The organism is Paenibacillus sp. J2TS4, assembly GCF_018403245.1.
Classification (GTDB): domain Bacteria; phylum Bacillota; class Bacilli; order Paenibacillales; family NBRC-103111; genus Paenibacillus_L.
Map to the genome: position 1 here is coordinate 161,710 of NZ_BOSH01000015.1, position 18,540 is coordinate 180,249.

Annotated in this window: 8 protein-coding genes and 2 pseudogenes; all 10 read right to left on the reverse strand. The window is 47.3% G+C overall.

Annotated features, from left to right (window positions below; genetic code table 11):
* Positions 1–778: 778 nt before the first annotated feature.
* A complete protein-coding gene (locus tag KJS69_RS24740) occupies positions 779–1,891 on the reverse strand; it encodes an RNA-guided endonuclease TnpB family protein (RefSeq protein WP_213586477.1) in 1,113 nt (370 codons plus the stop codon).
* 137 nt (positions 1,892–2,028) lie between these two features.
* The gene (locus tag KJS69_RS24745) at positions 2,029–3,126 is read right to left on the reverse strand and encodes a DUF11 domain-containing protein (RefSeq protein WP_213586478.1); all 1,098 of its coding nucleotides are present in this window, start codon (positions 3,124–3,126) and stop codon (positions 2,029–2,031) included.
* Positions 3,127–3,956: 830 nt separating this feature from the next.
* Positions 3,957–10,115, reverse strand: a pseudogene (locus KJS69_RS24750) (isopeptide-forming domain-containing fimbrial protein); the annotation flags it as partial.
* 1,271 nt (positions 10,116–11,386) lie between these two features.
* Complete coding sequence (locus KJS69_RS24755; protein WP_213586480.1) at positions 11,387–11,767, reverse strand: hypothetical protein; 381 nt, start codon at positions 11,765–11,767, stop codon at positions 11,387–11,389.
* Positions 11,694–11,858, reverse strand: a pseudogene (locus tag KJS69_RS30365) (Ig-like domain-containing protein); the annotation flags it as partial. The gene KJS69_RS24755 and the pseudogene KJS69_RS30365, both read right to left, overlap by 74 nt.
* Positions 11,859–12,223: 365 nt before the next feature.
* Positions 12,224–12,988 (reverse strand): response regulator transcription factor, encoded by a 765-nt coding sequence (locus KJS69_RS24765; RefSeq protein WP_213586481.1) that lies wholly within the window; start codon positions 12,986–12,988, stop codon positions 12,224–12,226.
* 118 nt (positions 12,989–13,106) lie between these two features.
* Positions 13,107–13,982, reverse strand: coding sequence for a carbohydrate ABC transporter permease (locus KJS69_RS24770; RefSeq protein WP_213586482.1), 876 nt, complete (start codon positions 13,980–13,982; stop codon positions 13,107–13,109).
* Between the two features lie 16 nt (positions 13,983–13,998).
* Positions 13,999–14,898, reverse strand: a complete 900-nt coding sequence (locus KJS69_RS24775) for an ABC transporter permease (RefSeq protein WP_213586483.1) — start codon at positions 14,896–14,898, stop codon at positions 13,999–14,001.
* A 55-nt stretch (positions 14,899–14,953) separates the two neighbouring features.
* A complete protein-coding gene (locus KJS69_RS24780) occupies positions 14,954–16,537 on the reverse strand; it encodes an extracellular solute-binding protein (RefSeq protein WP_213586484.1) in 1,584 nt (527 codons plus the stop codon).
* 111 nt (positions 16,538–16,648) lie between these two features.
* Complete coding sequence (locus tag KJS69_RS24785; protein ID WP_213586485.1) at positions 16,649–18,295, reverse strand: sensor histidine kinase; 1,647 nt, start codon at positions 18,293–18,295, stop codon at positions 16,649–16,651.
* Positions 18,296–18,540 lie beyond the last annotated feature (245 nt).

The following is an 18,540-nucleotide window of genomic DNA, read 5'->3' on the forward strand; positions in this document are numbered from 1 at the left end:
TTCTCCCCTTCTGTATGATACTCTCTCATGGTACAAAAAACACGAACAATAGTCAATTAAAACAAAGTAATGTTCGTCAATTGTTTATAGTTGCGTGATTGGGAAAATCGGGTCATCTATCAGCTCTTAATTGGATAAGTCCGTTGCTCGGTGCTGAGATGTGCCCCCATCCTGCAAGTTCAAACTAGTATTATTCCTACCATATTACTTTGAATTACTTTATGCTTGTATAATAGCTTCTTCCTCCATTAATGTCAATGACATAAACTATCTCTGACTTAAACTATCTCTGACTTAAACTATCTCCTTAAAATATCTCTCCAAAATAAACTATGCCCTCCCCGCATCCTTAGAGGATTCGGGGAGAGCAGTCATTTGAACTACAATTCTCTGAAGCTTGGATAACATTACGGACTACGATGGAACGCATAATGAGGCCTATACAACCATTATTTATACTTTGCTATATTTTCTTCTCATTGCCAAGCCTGAAATGATAATAGCTCCGAACAGTGCCAGGTTGTCTAAATTGGTAGCTGTCTTTGACAACTTATTCATAGGCGAGCAGTTGGTTCTGTTACTTCAACCGTGATCGTCACTTCCGTCTTGTAGCCCTTTACCATGTGCAGGGGTGCCTTCAAGGATTTATAAGGGTCAACAACTCATGACTCAAGTCACGAGCTTGTAACTGCCCGGAAGTGAGTACGGCGGTTAGCCTCCTTCCTTGGGGTGGCGTTACCATAGGCAGGTTGACTGCTGCCCGATTGCATAGGTATACCTATACAGCCACTTCAGCGATGTACTGGATTCCAATGCGCTGAAGATTCATGGCGCCAATGCGATCATCATTCGAGCGATACCCGCACTTCTGACAACAGAAGCGGTGCTTTTTCTTATCCCGATTGGCTCTCTCTGTATGCTCACATTTGGGGCAGGCTTGTGATGTATAACGGGGATCAACCGCGATCACTTTGGCTCCATGGAGGTTGGCCTTGTACGTGATCATCTGGCGCAGCTGATAGAAGGACCAAGAAACGGTTTCATAACGATCCTGGACCCGAACCCGCTCTGTACGGTTTCGAACACCCGTTAAGTCTTCCAGTACAAACAACGTATGGGCCCCATATCGGAGGACGAGTGCCTTGGATATCCGGTGATTGATATCTGTCATCCAGCGGTTTTCTCGTCCCCCGATCCGCTTTAACTTACGGCGAGCGGAGGCTGTCCCTAGTTGCTGCAATTGCTTTCGCAAATGCTTGTACTTCGAGCGTTTATTCTTAATGGGTCTACCGTGAAAGAACGTACATTGACCTTGGGAGTCATAGCTGGTCACAACAAAGTTGATGCCCATATCTAATCCAACCACTTGATTCAAAGATGGATCCGAGACTTCTTCCACTTCTTTGGTCATTGGAAGGTGTAAGAAGAACTTCCCTCGCTTGTGGACCAACTTGGCAGTCCCGAAGGACCAGGATCCATCGAAATACGTTTCCATGCCTTTCGTTTCATAAGCCACCTTGATGCGGCCATGCACGGTATTGATGGAAAACATCCGCTTCGCAAGCGAGTAATCTCGACGCCAAACGAGGTCAAGCTCCGGTTTCTTGAACCGGACGAATGTCCAGGGGTGGCGATTGCCGATTAACGACTTGTACCGAGCGATCACCGTTCGCATGACTGATTGAGCCATTTGAGATCGTAAGGAAAAGGTAGAACGCAGTTCACGATACGTCCGTTGATGTAGCTTCGTCTTGGAGAGAACTTTCTCTTCAAATACAAGCTTGGACAGGTGATCGCTTGCCAGACGGTAAGCCCCTAAGGTCTGTCGTAACCATTCGATTTGTTCAGGAGTGGGTAAGATTTTCACTTTGGCGGTTAAAGTGATCTTCAAGTCAAGTCACCTTGCTTCACGTTAAGATTCGACGAGGCAGTAAGTTACTCACCTACATCCTACACACTCTATTATATCAAACATATGTTCCTGTTTGAAGCAGAAATTCAGAAATAAGTGGAAGTTCACTTATCTAATCAAAAGAGGAGGAGTAAAGGGGCGTGACTAATAAGAGAAGGGCGTAAATTCCTCTCACGACTCAAGTCGCGAGAGGAATTTACGCAGATCATGAACTGGCGGAAGTTCATCTCCCAAACTTTATTCATGATTTCGAATAAACCGGAAGGGGCTGTAGTATTCCAACCTGGAACCGCATTGTTTGGCGCGTCAAACCATCCTATCTTTTTGGTTAGTCTGGAATCATCTGCCGAAGATGGCGGCTCCTCAAAACTGCAGTTAATCAGCGGCACAATCGTTCCACATGCAGTGGGTGGAATGGGGGGCGGATCCATCGGAATGATCGTTACAGGATTCGTAAGAATCTGCTCCTCTTGTGATTCTTCCTCAGGATTTTTCAACAAATTTTTGTAGGTTACAAGCGCTTGATTGGCTAAATTTTCACCCATTTTATCCAGCAAAACTTTAACCTTGAATTGTACCGTCACGCCTTCAGGCAATGTATCCGTGTTAGGTAAGTCACCCAAGCGGATCGTTACTTTCTCCCCATCAAAATGCCCGGGGTCGCTGTCCTCTTCATCGGTTAAATTGCCTGCAAGGGGATCATTAATGATTTTCATCGATCCGGAGACGTATTCCGTACCTTCAGGGATAAGATCCTCGAAAATAGCCCCGGCAGCAATATCGCCACCTTCGTTTTTCACGGTGACCTCATACGTTAACTCGTCTCCCACATAGACTACTTCAGATTCATCGAGCCTATTTCCAGCCTGGTCCAATACAGACTTTGTTGCTGTAACACAAGGCCCTGTACCCAGAAAGATGTCATCTAAAACATTTCCATGGGATAACGAATCATTTCCTCCTGGCATAGGAGCAGACGAAACAGACCCAAAAGCAAACCGTGTTACCTCTTGTCCCTCCGGAACTTCATTGATCAAGGCCACTCTTTGCCCGCATGCATTAGTCGGCGGAGAATCCACCGGATTCGGGCTTGAATCGGCATAGACCGTTTGGACATCACCCATAATGGTTAGAGGAGCGAGGGGCGACCAACTGCTTGCGAGCAGTATTGTCATAGCAGCACTTGCTAACAGTTTCTTCAACCATCTTGTCATTGTCATTCTCGCCTCTCATCCAATAAATTTCTCAAGAACCTAAGCTATATCTCCTTTCTGTTCGTCTTAGTAGACGATTATTTATTTCTTTAAGCCAATCACCACCTTAAACAAGTGTATAAAACAAGGTGGAGATTTTTTATCAATATAAGTCTGAGGGAAGCATGAAAAGATCATTTTTAGAAAAAATAACCCTTCGGCTTCACACTCCAATTAAATACATGTTTTAAACAATACGACATATTTCAATCTAATCCTCCAAAAATATAAAAAATAAGAAAAAATAACTAAAATTTGTGGCTCAAAACCATAATCAGTCCTTGACTTTAACAGGCCATCCTTGACAGATTTATCTTATTAGAATTTCACTTGATAGATTGGCCCTCCAGATGGTCCGATTAAATGTAATTGATGTAGTTAATTCTCGCTAAATCTCGCTAGATCTCCGGACTAAATGTAAAACCTACCGTTAGAAATGGGGTTAAAGAGGGATTGGATAGATTGGGACCGAATTAGCTGTATGATTTCCAGTTAGATTGCCAAAAATCGTCTGATCTGGCTTATTTAGCTGTATAAAATCCAGTCTGTTTGGTGGCGAAAGAAAATCAAGCACTGATTATTAGGTTGAACCAAATTTGTTAAACTATTTTACTAAAGCTGCAAGGGAAGAAGTACAAAATACCCACCCCTTAATAGCAGCCTATTCTTATTGAATTCCTGTTCTATCAAAATTAAACAAACCCTCCTGCTTCCCAAATGTGGGGAAGCAGGAGAGTTGGCAAATCGTATTATTTCCATACCCGAGATCACTAATGAAATTATGACCGGGATTATTGCATTTTATTGCTTTTCCTTCTCATTAACAACAAGCCTGCCAACAGAAGTACGGCCCCGAGTAATCCCAAATTATATAAGTTTGTAGATGTATTCGGTAATCTGTTAAGTTGTTGTGTATCCGTTGAATCTGCTGGCGAATCATTTGCAGGTACCTCTGGGCTTGCCACATCCTCGGAATCCGAAGGTGATGCTGGTTCTTCAGTTTCTGCCGGAGGCATAACTTTCCCGGGTTCTTCCGAAGATTCAACATCTTCAGATTCTGATGGAGGTGTTCCCTCCTCAGGCTTGGTTGGCGGCGTTCCCCCCACGGGTCTGATCGGCGGCGGTAATTGGCCAGGATCGGTGGATGGGGTTTCCTCATCCGAATCCGTTGGCGGAGTACCGTTTCCAGGAGAGATTGGCGGGATTCCGCCCCCAGGTCCTGGCGACGGGCTTTCGTCATCATCATCGGTCGGCGGGGTCGGCTCCGTCACTTCTACCGTGACCGTCACTTCCTTCTTCCCGCCTTTGCCATCATCCACGATAACCGTGAAGCTGTCCTTGCCGACAAAACCGGGATCGGGCGTATATGTCCACGTTCCATCCGGATTCACGGTCACCTTCCCGTGCTTCGGATCCTTGCCTTTCGTATACGTCAGCGGATCCCCATCCGGGTCTTCACCTTCGATTTTACCGGATACCGGTGTATTCTTCGGCGTCGTTACCTTATAATCCGGCGCGGTCGGCGGGCGGTTATCCGGGTCAACTGGCAGAGTATCCGACTCCGTCACTTCTACCGTGATCGTAACCTCCGTCTTGCCTCCCTTGCCATCATCGACGATAACGGTGAAGCTGTCCTCGCCGACAAAGCCGGGATCCGGTGTATATGTCCAGTTGCCATCTTCGTCCACTACCACCGTTCCATGCTTCGGATCTTTTCCTTTTTCATACGTCAACTCATCGCCATCCGGATCTTCACCTTCGATTTTACCGGATAATGGCGTATCCTTCGGTGTGGTTACTCTATAATCCGGTGCCGTCGGCGGACGGTTATCCGGTTCGGTTGGCGGTTTGTTCTCCACATCGATTTCTACCGTTGGCCGACCCGGCTTGTCCATGTCGTCTCCGGTTACTTCGGCGACATTCACAATCTTACCGCCTTCTTGGCCGTCTAGGATCATCGCTTTGAACTCCAGCGTATGCCAGTTTGTATCTGTTATATCCCCGTACATTCCGACGATCCGACCGTCGGCAACATAGCCGTTATCGTCATAGACTGCGCCGTCTTCACCGTATACACTACCGGTAACTGTGGCTTGGTTGGCGTACACACTGCCGGTAACCGTTGCGCCGTTGGCATACACACTATCGGTGACCGATACTCCGTCGACCTTCAGACTGCCCGGCACGTATGCCAATCCTTCCGGAAGGACGTCAGAAATGACGAAATTGCGGATCAGACTGTCACTTACCGTATTACGAGCCTTAATCGTGTATATAACGGTGTCGCCGACTTCAAACACGCTTTTACCGGCTTCCTGATTGACCGCCGTCTTTACCGATTCCAGCGTCGAATCCCGCGGAAATACTTCGATTGACGTCGATGGCTCATCTGGATCTTCAGTATTGTCACCACCGACTACGGCGATGTTTTGAATATCTGCACCAGCTTGCCCTTGGTCTACGGTCACTAAGAAGGTAACCGTATGTTCTTCTGTATCTGTCACATTGCCAAAGGTTCCTGTGACCTTGCCATCTACCACATGACCCGAATCATCGTCTTCGGCATCCGTTACTTTTTGGCCATCTACTTCAAGACTGCCCGGCACATAAGTTAAACCTTCCGGAATCGCATCGGTGATGATCAGGTTTTCGACCAAGCTATCTTCGATTGTGTTCCTTGTCGTGATGGTGTAACGAATGGTGTCGCCGACTTCTGGATGATCGGCATCTTGATTGCCTTCTGCCTTCTCTTCCAGTTTCGATGACTTTTTCGATTCTAGCTTCGGATCTTTCGGATCCACTGTGATTGGAACTTCTGGATGGGTTGGCGGGACACCTTCACCTTCCACCGTCGCAATGTTTTTCAGTTCCTTCCCGGATTGTCCAGACTGAATTTTGGCGTGGAATGTCAGCGTACGCCATTCCGTGTCTTTGACTTCACCGAAGTTTGCCGTAACGGTACCATTCTCAAATGTTGCGTCTACTTCCGGATCTGCTTTCAAGCTACCTTCGACATATTCCAGTCCTTCCATCAGTTTATCCGAGATCGTGAAGTTGTTAATGATACTCTCAGACACAGTGTTACGAGCTCTGATGGTATAAACCACTGTATCGCCGACTTCGTATTTCTCTTTAGCTTGATCCAAGTTCGCTGCCGTTTTTTCGGATTCAAACTTGGGGTCTCTTGGATAGACCAGTACTTCTTCTTCCGGCTCATCTGGAACTTCCGTATTGTCACCACCGACTACGGCGATGTTTTTAATATCTGCTCCAGCTTGCCCTGTGTCTACGGTCACTAAGAAGGTAACCGTATGATCGTTGGTATCCGTCACATGACCGAAGGTTCCTGTAACTGTGCCTCCGACGACATGACCTGCATCATTGTCATCGGTATCCGTTACTTTTTGGCCATCGACTTCAAGGCTGTCTGGCACATAAGTTAAACCTTCCGGAATGGCGTCGGTGATGACCAGGTTTTCGACCAAGCTATCTTCGATCGTATTCCTTGTTGTAATGGTGTAACGAATGGTGTCGCCCACTTCTGGATGATCGGCATCGTTATTGCCTGCTGCCTTCTCTTCCAGTTTCGATGACTTTGTCGACTCTAACTTTGGATACTTCGGATCCACTTTGACGGTTTCTTCTGGTTCATCCGGCTCTTCGATGTCTTCGCCATTAACGGTTGCGACGTTCTGAATCGTTTTGCCAGATTGACCGCTCAAGATTTTGGCATGGAACACAAGTGTATGCCAATTAGCATCTTCTACATTGCCCAACTGACCAACAACGGTGCCATCTTTGTAGTGGCCGTTGTCGTCGCCTTCCGCATCGGTGGCCGGTTCGCCATCGATTGTCAAGCTGCCAGAGACGTACTCCAGTCCGTCAGGGATGGTGTCAGAGATCGTTAGGTTGGCAACCAAGCTTTCTGTGACGGTGTTACGGGTCTCAATCGTGTAAACGACCGTATCGCCGACTTCGAATTTGGCTTTGCCTTCTTCTAAGTTCTTCGCCGATTTTTTCGACTCTAGAACCGGATCGCGTGGATAAACGATGAGCTCTTCCTCTGGCTCATCCGGCTCCTCCATATTTTCACCGCCAACGATGGCAATGTTTTTGATGTCTTTTCCAGCTTGTCCCTCGCCAACGGTGACGAGGAATGTGATCGTATGTTCGTCTGTATCCGTAATGTCACCAAACTGTCCGATGACGGTGCCGTCCTTGTAGTGGCCGTTGTCATCGTCTTCTGCATCCGTAACTTCCACACCGTCCATTTTCAAGCTGTCTTCCACATACTCCAAGCCTTCTGGAATGACATCCGCAATGATAAGGTTTTTGACCAGGCTGTCGGAGATCGTATTTTTCGTGCTGATCGTGTACAGCAGCGTGTCCCCAACTTCCGGATGTTCCCCATCGGTATTCCCATCCGCTTTTTCTTCGATGGTGGCGGTCTTCTTGGATTCTAACACCGGTTTCTGATAAGTCAGTGATGTTTTCGTCTCATTTGATTCGATTTGTTCTTTTTCATTTGTTAATAGATTGTCATAGCCTACTTGTGCCTTGTTGACAATTTCATTGGTACTATCATTCACTAGAGCCTTTACTTTAAACTGAACGGTGATTCCATCAGGTAAATTGTTCGCGTTTGGCAGGTCTCCTAAATTAACAATAACTTTCTGCCCGTCGAAATGACCGGCATCGCTATCGTCTTCATCTGTTAAGTCGCCTTGCCCTGATCCGTTTGTAATTTTTAACGAGCCTGGAACATATTCCGTACCTGCAGGAATAGCGTCCTCAAAGACTGCATTGGCCGCAATGTCGCCTCCATTGTTCTTAATGGTTACTTCATACGTTAATTCTTGGCCAGCGTAGACTTCTCCCTCTGGAGAAACCGTTTTTTCTGCGACGACACACGGTTCGGTTCCTAGGAAGATATCATCTAGGAAATTTCCTGCTGCATTTCCCCCCGAAGCGCTGGAAACTGCTTCAAAACCAAAGCGAGTTTTCGTTTGACCTGCTGGAACAACATATGAACCAGAATAATATTCCCATGCATCTTTACCACTGGTCATTGTTTCAATCGTTTTCAGGTCTTTCGGATCAACGGTAGCTGAATCTATCTTTAACGCCATTGTATCTTGGCCAGTACGACCTTTGTGGGCCAAACGCCAATAAATCGTTTGTCCTGGTGTCGTCTCTACATCTTGATAAAGCTGTGCCGCTTCTCGGCTGTTCAATTCCGCGAACTGTTGCCCATGTGCTGGGGTAACTTTCAAGTTTTCATATGGATCACCAGGTGGAATTTCATCGCCCAAAGATTTATTCATGATTTCGAATAAACCTGATCTGTCAGTAGTTTTCCACCCTGGAACAGCATCTTGAGGGGCATCAAACCAGCCTCTCTGCTTTTTTAATCGCGAATCATTAGGTGAAAATGGCGGCTCTTCAAAACTTCCATTAATCAACGCCACTGGTGCTGTACAAGCATTTGGCGGATCTGGCCTTTCTACGACATTGTTGGTTACTTCGTTCGACCAGACTTCCCCATCAGCATCTTTTAACAAATTTTTATATGTGACTTGCGCTTTGTTAGTAACAGGCTTTCCTACCTGACTTGACAAAGCTTTGACTTTAAATTGAACCGTAATTCCTTCGGGTAGATCGTTGGTATTCGGTAAATCCCCTACAGTAAAGGTGACTTTTCCATCCGCATAATGACCTGCATCCTCATCATCTTCATCTGTTAAGTCGCCCCTTTTAGGACCGTTCAATATTTTCATCGACCCAGGGACATATTCAGCACCTTCAGGAATGGCGTCTTCGATGACCGTATTTGCGGCAATGTCGCCACCAGCATTTTTGACCGTCACTTCATAGGTAAGTTCGTCACCTTCAAATACGTCACCTTCTGCACTTACAGATTTCTCTGCTGTTACACATGGTTCTGTTCCGAGGAAGATATCGTCTAAGAAGTTACCGGCACCAATGCTTCCCGAAGCAGTGCTTAAAGCCTCAAAACCAAATCTTGTCGTGGTTTGTCCTGCAGGAACCGTATAAGAACCGGTGTAAGTTTCCCATGCCGTATTTCCAGTAGACATCTGAGTTTGTGCCACTGTATCATACGGATCGTTTGTCGCCGGTCCGATACGAACCTGCATCGTATCTACACCTTGACGCCCCATATGAGACAAACGCCAATAGATAGTTTGACCAGGGGTGGTCTCTATATCTTGATATAACATACCATTCTCATAGGCATTTAATTCTGCCCATCTGTCACCGTCTACCGGTGGTGCAAAATTGGTTACAGCTCCAGGAAGCCCCAACTTATAATTCCATATCTCTATAAGTTTTACTCCCATTGCATCATCTGTTGTTAACCACCCCGGAACCTCGGATTCATAAAAATAGAGTCCTGTAGGATCATAAGAACCTCTTTCAGCTCCGTCCTCAAAACTACCGTTTATCAACGCCACTGCTGCTGAACAGGCGTTTGGAGGATTTGTCGGATCAAGCGGGTACACGTCAACAGTATGATTCGGCTCGTCCGGCTTGTCTAGATTGTCTCCAGTGACAGCCGCGATATTCTCAATGCTCTGGCCAGCTTGTCCAGAAGTAACCTTCACTTGGAACGAAAGGATATGCCATTCGGTATCCGTTACATCCCCAAACCTTCCGGTTACTTTAGAACCGGCGAACTCGCCTTGATCATCATCTTGATCATCACTGACGACTGTACCATCTACAGTCAGGGTACCCGATACATATTCCAATCCTTCCGGAATCGTATCCGAGATGACAAGGTTTTTTACCAGACTGTTTTCGATCGTGTTTCGAGTCTGAATCGTGTAAAGAAGCGTATCTCCTACTTCTGGATGCTCCGCATCCGTGTTGCCTTCCGCTTTTTCTTGAATCTCTGCTTCTTTTTTAGATTCAAGCTCAGGAGGATTAGGGTCAAAGTTTGGTGTTACCCGTGATGCTAAATCATATACTAATGGTCCCGTACCGGAGCCAATGAAAGTTGTTTGTAGTGTAGAAGGGTTAAGCACAAAATATGTCGGACCGGTCGTACTCGAACCGCTGGATATCAGCATGTTACCGTTGGGCAAGAAGCTGAGTCCTCGAACTCCTACATAATCAGAAACATTTTTCCCATCGGAACTTGTGACGGGGACACTGCGTAAAACCTCACCGGTATCAGGATCCATCTGGTAAATAAAGTCGGCAGTTAATGAAGTAAACCATACATACCCATGGCTATCGATAACCAAATCTGCAGCACGATCCGTTTTAACACCCTTTATTTCAACGGAAGTCTGTTGCCCGGTAGTCAAGTCATAAGAACCAAGATGGTGAGTCCCTTCGTCATCAGTATACATATAATAATACTTCGTATCGTCCTGAGAAATGACACCATTATCGAGCAGTGGGGGTAAGGTTGCTACAGGTTGCGCAGTACCGTCAAGATTAATCTTGTAAAGCATATACTGCTCATCCGCCCCCACCCCATATGCGTAAAAAACATTCTGTGTCATCGATACGGCTAATCCGTTAGAAATGTGACCTCCGCTGGGAACTCCAGTGATTTGCACGCTGGCCACGGGCGTCGGGCTGGTGTCGCTCCCGCTATATTGATAAATATAACCGTTTGGTCTAAGCCAAGCTATGCCATACGAATCGGTGTCATTAATCGAAAGGGGTTCCGCAGCATGGATTTGTGCCGGCGAAACAAAGGGCAGCACCCCCCCAATGACGAGTAAAAACACACAAAATTTAACGAGGAACTGCTTTAATTTGTATTTGGTTGTTCCTGTTAAGCGAGTACTACTCAAGCGTTTCCCTCCCATTCGTGGTTATTAAGATCGGTCATGTGGTTCAGTATCGATCTTTCCCACTATGCATTACGTTATCAAAATCATATTTTCATAGTTTGTCAATTGCTCAAAAGTTGATTACAACTGACTTTGGTGTCATCTCCCCTATCATTTTGTTTTGATATGAACCCTAAAAATATTAGGGGGTTCATCATCCAAGATTCGACAACCACCATCCTTCCGGATTTAAACACAAGTTTAAACCTCGACAAAATTAAACGCATGTTTCAGATAATACGACATTCATCCACATTTATCCTCTTTGCTATAAGAAAAATAATCAAAAATTACTATTTTTTCACAACTTCGATTTAAAAACAAATAACAAGGGACAAAATACCCAACCCGCTTTAAAGTTCTGGTTCTGTAGGTAATACTGCATCTTCTTCCGGTTCTGCAGGAGTCGTAACTTCTCCGGGTTGTGCTGGTGTTTCAACATCTTCCGATTCTGTCGGAGGTGTTCCTTCACCGCTGGAGCGGAGGGGTGACCCCACCGCCAGACAGAGGATTTGGCGTTCCGCCAGCATCCGGATCGGTTCCGTCATCAGGATCGTTTCCCCGTCTGGATCCGTTCCGTCGCCGGGATTGGTTCCGTTTCCTGGATCTGTTCCGTCACCGTCACCAGGATCAGTAGGCGGAGTGCCGACTCCTTTATCCTTACCATGATTGTGCTCTCGTTCGGCCGCCTTTGCCATCGTCAACGATGACCGTGAAGCTGTCCTCGCCGACAAAGCCGGGGTCCGGCGTATACGTCCAGTTGCCGTCCGGATTTACCGTGACCTTCCCATGCTTCGGATCTTTTCCTTTTTCATAGGTCAGCTTATCGCCGTCCGGTCCGTATTGAGGACCCTTCCCTCAGCTTCTTCCGTTGCACCAATCCCCAAGCGTACGACGATTTTATTTTCCTCTTCCATAAACTCGCCTTGACATCGCCGCTCTCGTCGGTCAGCTTTCCGCTATTCGGACCCGCAATGATCTCTAAAGATTCAGGAACATACTCGGTTCCTTCCGGAATCTGTCTCCAAATCTCTATTTGACCCGATGAATCCTGTGGTTGTCTAATCGGACTATCCATTAAATACCAAGTGGATCCCCCGCAAGCTGCGAGGGATCTCTTAAAAGACATATATGTGATAGTGATTTTCTTATAAATTGTTTATGAACGGAGAACATCGCAATGACTGCTCTTACCCGTTCCAATGGTTCACCATTTCGTTGCGATATTCCGTTGGCGTACATCCATTCAGCTTCCGGAACGTCTTGGCAAAGTGGGAATAATCCTCGAAACCTACCGAGTGTCCGATCTCATACACTTTGATGAACGGTTTTTGCAAATACTGTTTGGCCTGCTCTATTCTCAGTCGAGTCAAATATCGGATGAACGATTCGCCCGTCACTTTTTTGAAAAGAGTCCCTAAATAATTCGGGGTAATCCCGAAATCGTCAGCTACCTCGCCCAATGAAAAATTCGGGTCAGCGTACCGCGATGCCATAACCGACAGCACTTCCTGTATCATCGGATGCTTATGCTCTCCCACGGCCTGCGGCTCATGGACAGGTTCGTTGGTTGACGGACGGCTCATCCTCTTATGTTTCAACTGTTGAAGCATGGCTACGAAATAATCCGGATCAATCGGTTTGAGGATATAATCTGCCGCTCCGCAGCGAATGGCTGTTTGTGCATATTGGAAGTCTCCGTAGCCGGAAATGATTATGAAATCCGTGTTGGTCTGGCGTTGGCTCATTTCCTGCATAAGGGTAAGACCGCTCATACCCGGCATGCGGATATCCGTAATCACGACATCCGGGGTATAGCATTCCAGAGCTTGCAGCGCCTCTCTCCCGTCACTCGCTTCAGCCACAATCCGGAACCCTTCCGTTTCCGTTTCGATCAAGGATCGGATCGTTTTCTTGACGACCCGCTCATCGTCAACCAGCATAACATTAAGCATGTCTTACTCACTCCTGATTAAGGATAATGCCATTCGTGGACATAGATACGGTATAAAAGGACAAGTTTTCATCCCATGGATCCTGCAACTCAGTTGCCGACAATAGACCGTCCACTCTTTATTCTTTCAAGGAACCGAGCATGGCTCCTTTGACGAAATGCTTCTGCAAAAACGGATAGACCAGCAAAATCGGCAGCGTCGTAAAAATAATGGCGCCCGCCTTAATCATCTCCGGAGTTTGCAACACATCCGTATCGAACATGTTGCTGTCGAAGCCCGAATCAAAGCTGCTGTTCTGAACCATATTGCGGAGCTTCAATTGCAGCGGAAACAAATGCTCCGAACGAATGTAAATCAGTGCGCCAAAGTAAGAATTCCATTGCCCCACCGCATGAAATAAAGCAATCGTGGCCAAGACCGCCTTGGACAGCGGCAGAACGATGCGCACGAAAACTCCGAACTCCCCGCAGCCGTCGATTTTGGCCGCTTCGATCAGCTCTTTGGAAATTCCCGAGAAGAAGGTTCTCATAATGATAATATAATAAGCTCCTAGTGCACCAGGAATAATTAACGCCCACAGAGTATTATTCATTCCCAAAGCGTTGACTACCAGGAAGCTCGGGATTAGCGGCGATGGGAAAATAAAGGAGATCAGGATAAGTCCCACTATCCATCTGCGTGCAGGCATCCGGGGCCTGGTCAAGGTGTAGGCCAGGGACGAAGTCAGCAAGAGACATAGCACGGTCCCCGCAAGGGTGATATAGATACTGACCCCCATGGCGCGCCACATATCCGCCATGCCGAACAAGGTATGATACACATCCAGGAAAAACCCTTTCGGCCATAAATAAACCAGCTTGGCCCCGGCATATACCGGGTCGCTCAAGGATACGGCAAGCAGGTGGATCATCGGAGCAATCATGGAAAGACTAATCAGGAGGATGACAGCACCGTTGGTCCATTGAAACAGCTTATCCGAACGCTCCATGTTCATATTAGCCCCTCCATTTCTAGTAGATAGTTTCCCCGGTCGTCTTCTTGCTCAGCTTGTTCAACGAGACGACCAGAACGACGCTGACCACCGCTTTGAAGATGCCGATAGCCGTTGTATAGCTGTAGAGGCCTCCCGTTAACCCCACCCGGTATACGTAAGTATCGAACACCTCGCCTACCTCCCGTACCAGCGGGTTCAGGAAGAACAACACTTGCTCCACATTGGCGTCCATCAGATGGCCGATGCGCAGCAGGAACAGAATGATAATCGTGGGCATTAACGAAGGAAGAGTAATGCTCCACATTCTTCTCCAGCGTCCTGCCCCATCCACCATCGCCGCTTCATACAAGTTAGGATTAATGGAAGTCATGGCGGCCAGGTAGATGATCATCGACCAGCCGATTTCCTTCCATATTCCCGCACCAATGACGACACCCAAGAAGTACTTGGACTCGGTCAGGAAGGATATGGACTCGAAGCCAAGCCGGCCCAGGATCGTGTTGACTATCCCTTCATTGGCCAGGACTTCAACGAAGATCCCGCCGACAATAACCCAGGACAGAAAATGGGGCAGATAAAGCAAGGTCTGCATAGTCCGCTTAAACCATTCCAAACGGATTTCATTCAGCAGCAGCGCCAGAATGAGAGGAGCCGGAAATCCGAACAGAATGGAATATAATCCGAATCTCAACGTATTTTTCAAGACCATGAAAAATTCCGGGTAATTAAACATATAGATGAAATGCTTCAAGCCTACCCATTTGCTGTGGAAAAATCCTTGAAATAAATTGAAGTCTTGAAAAGCTATAATGTTCCCCGCCAGAGGAATGTATTTAAAAATAAGAAAGTGAAGCAATCCGGGCAGCGCGATTAGAAACAGGACAACAGGGTCCGTCCATTTGATTTTCCGAAGCAATGGTACGTCTCCTTTCGTGATGAAATGGAAAATGATGTGCCAGACGCCGTTTCCTTTATTGTCCCTGTCTGAAAGATTTGTACCATTCGGTCGCTTCCTTGATCATTTGATCCCCGCCGCGGCTTTTCCACTCCTTCACGAATTTGTCGAAGCCTTCATCCAGGTCTTCCTTGCCCACGACCAATTTCACGAAAGTATCGTAGAATATGCTGCCGGCCGACAGATCCAAGGCAAGCTCCGGATGTCCCACCAGAGATTCCAACGGCGGCATTCCCAGCGAATCGTGCTTGTAAACCGATTTCTCCGCATCCTCATAGCCTTTCATGATATGTTCTTCTTCCGGCACGTACTTGATCAGGGAAGACCGGCTGGAGCCCCGCACATTAATGGTCTTGCGGTGAAATCCGCTGGCCTGATTGTCTACGTTGACCGGAGCTTCGGCATCATATTCGATTTTCCCGTCCTCCTCCGTGTAATTATGGCCTTCTATCCCGAAGCCGAAGAACTTATCCGCTTCTGGAGTTCCCCATGCCCAGTCCAGAAATTTGATAACCTCTTCAGGGTTCTTGGTTGTGGACGGAATAACCCACACGAAGTCGATCCCTTCTGATTGCGGTTGGAAATAAGACTCTCCGCGCGGGCCCTTCGGCGGAATAATCATGGTCGTCTTGGCATCCGGCTGGTTAATGTACTTGGTTATATCGGTGAAAGTCCCGTATTGATTGGCGGCGGCCCCATAGGAACCAACATAGCCTTTGAAAATCTCGGTGATGCGGTCGGCTTGCTTCTTGGTGACAAAGTCTTTGTGAATGTAACCGTTGTCATAGAGCTTCTTATAAAAAGCGATTGCTTCCTTCATTTCCGGTTGAATGATATCCGGTTCCATCTGCCCGTCACGCATCTGCCACGCACCCGGCCGAACGCCAAAGGACCCGGTAAACACGTCGCTCCAGCCAATATTGTCCGTTATGGCCAGGGCATATTCATTATTCGGATCGCCGTCGCCGTTCATATCATTCTGCTTCACGCCTTCGGCAAATTGCAGAAATTCGTCCAGAGTGGTCGGCACATCCATATTCAGTTTATCGAGCCAATCCTGGCGGATGAACATGATCCGGGTTGCCGGAGCCGCCGCAAGAATCGGGATGCCATACGTCTTGCCGTCCTTCAGAACGCGGGGACTCTTCCAGGCCACCTCGGGAATATTTTTCTTAATATTGGGGCCGTATTTGTCCAGAAGCTCGTCCAGTTCCAGGAAAACCCCCTGATCGACAGCGCCGGCATGCACATTCGAGCTGATTCCGCTGGTCATCACCAGATCGCCCAAATCTCTGGAGGCAAAGCGAAGAGCTAGCTGCTGATTGTAGTCAGCCCCGCCTCCCCAAGTCATTAATTCATAATCGAGATCATAGCCTGACAGCCGACTCAGTTCCTTTATATATTTTTCTTTTTCACTAGCCGGAGCCTGTGCCGCGAACATTCCCCCGCCGTCTGTAGTCAGAATATGAAGCTTGACCGGCTTCGCCTCCTGTTCCGGGCCTGCCCCCTTCGTTTCTTTGGCACCGCTTCCGCAAGCAGGCAATGTAAGCGCTGCAGCAAGAAGACATACGGAACCTATTGCTTTTGACCGTCCTTTCATCTTCGGTCTACCTCCCTTTCTATGTTTGCAACCGATTATATCAATGGCCGTGCGCACCCTCCTATGGTCTAACTAAGGAAATTATGGTCAATTCCTCGCTGCCGGCCAGATTCATGCGCTTATCTCGTCCGTGGAATGGTAAGGAAGCCGGATTTCGAGACAGGTGCCCGCTTCATCGGAATGCAGGATATGCAGCCCGTAAGGAGAGCCAAAGGCCAGCCGCAACCGGCTATGCACATTCCAGAGGCCGATTTGACGAATGGCCTTCCCGGCCGACTCCACGTCTTCGGAATCAAAGGCGGCATTAAATTTAGCCATAGTGTCCGGTGCCATTCCTCTCCCCTTATCGATCACTTGCAGCTTGAAGCAGCCGTCTGCCGGTTGGCCGGTGACAAGAACTTCGCCGGGGTGAAGCCCATGATTTTCGTAAGCATGGATAATAACATTTTCAACAATGGGCTGGAGGATCAGCCTGAATAGTTGAACTTGATCGAGGTATCTGTCCTCTACCGTTATCTGGAATCGTAATAGCTCATAGCGTTCCTGCTGTATTCGCAAGTAATTGCGAATATGATGAATTTCCTCGCGAAGCGGAACGAGATGCTGGGGATCACTGGCACTGTAACGAAACATGCCGGCCAGCATGACCGTCATCTGGCTGATCGGCCTGATCTTGGCTACCACCGCATAGGAATTGATAATCTCCAGACTGTTATACAGAAAATGCGGGTTGATTTGAGACTGCAGCGCTTGAAGACGCGCCTCTCTCTGCTTGAGCTCCATGTCTTTGTGCTCGATTCGGGAAAGGTGAATAACCTCGACCAATCTCTTTACTTCCAACAAAATTTTATTAAAGGTAATAAAGGCCAGAGCGAGAATGACCAGTCCGACAATCACCGTAATCGTTCGTAAATTGGGCAGAGTGCCCACCAATTGATTCAAAGGAACCTCTGAAGCAAGCGTCATTCCGGTAGCTTCGGAAGTATGATATACGATCATTTTATGGTCCTCCGAAGTGCGGTCGATGAAATAACCGCCTGTTTCCTCCAGTTTGTCCCTCCAGCCACTCGGGACCTCTTCCCCCCATTTGGCAGAATCGGAATGATACAGAAATTGCCTATTGGCCGCATCGATAATTGCGATATGGTCATCGTCACCGAGCTTTCGGCTATCCCCCATATCCAGCATCCGCTCCAGCGAGAAAGCATAGATCATGGCTCCGGCGAAGCTGAAGGTGACATTGTCAAAAATGCCCCGCTGCACCATGACTACGGGGACTCCCCCTACTTTTTGAATGCCTATGACCTTGAAGCTCTCCTCTTGTTCGTTAAAATCCCGGAAGTTGACGCCTAGTCGATCCGCTATCTGATCGCCAAGAACCGCCCCTTTGAGCGAATACATATAGAACCCGGCAAATTCGTTATTGCCGTAGGCAATTTTCGGATAAACCTCCTGACTGATCTCCTGCTTCAGCAGATACAAGCTATAGGCGTCGCTCGGATCGTATTTGACAAACTGCTGTATCCTCGGATCGCCTGGAAGCGTCTGCGTATCCAGCTTGATTCTGGCGAAATATTCGTCCAAGCGCTTATTTAATTGCCTGACCCACTGCGTATTGTAATACACCGCGCTGTTCTCGATCGTCTGGGTCGACTTGTTATACCATATCACCCCGATAATCAGAAACGGGATACAGAAAAAAACGAGAAAAAACAAAGTCAGCTTCTTCTTGATCGTTAATGAGCGAATCCAATTCATGAAGGCCCCCTCCTTCCCTGTTTAAAACCCAGCTTCTAGCTGTTCCACATATTATCGGGCAATTCCTCTTTCGATTGGGGAAATTGTGGAGCAGGATTCAGTACCGTAAAGATTAAATAAAGGGGCTGTCCAGAAAGCCAGTGAAAACTGACTGGACGCCCCGTTTTTGTTGAATGTTAAAAATGTACACAAAAAAACCGTCTTTTCCTGTAAAATGAAAGTTACCACACAAACATTTTAAGAAG

Excerpts from the sequence above, each read along its gene's own strand:
- KJS69_RS24780 (WP_213586484.1), bottom strand. The coding sequence starts at position 16,537 with ATGAAAGGACGGTCAAAAGCAATAGGTTCCGTATGTCTTCTTGCTGCA.
- KJS69_RS24765 (WP_213586481.1), bottom strand. The coding sequence starts at position 12,988 with ATGCTTAATGTTATGCTGGTTGACGATGAGCGGGTCGTCAAGAAAACG.
- KJS69_RS24785 (WP_213586485.1), bottom strand. The coding sequence starts at position 18,295 with ATGAATTGGATTCGCTCATTAACGATCAAGAAGAAGCTGACTTTGTTT.
- KJS69_RS24770 (WP_213586482.1), bottom strand. The coding sequence starts at position 13,982 with ATGAACATGGAGCGTTCGGATAAGCTGTTTCAATGGACCAACGGTGCT.
- KJS69_RS24745 (WP_213586478.1), bottom strand. The coding sequence starts at position 3,126 with ATGACAAGATGGTTGAAGAAACTGTTAGCAAGTGCTGCTATGACAATA.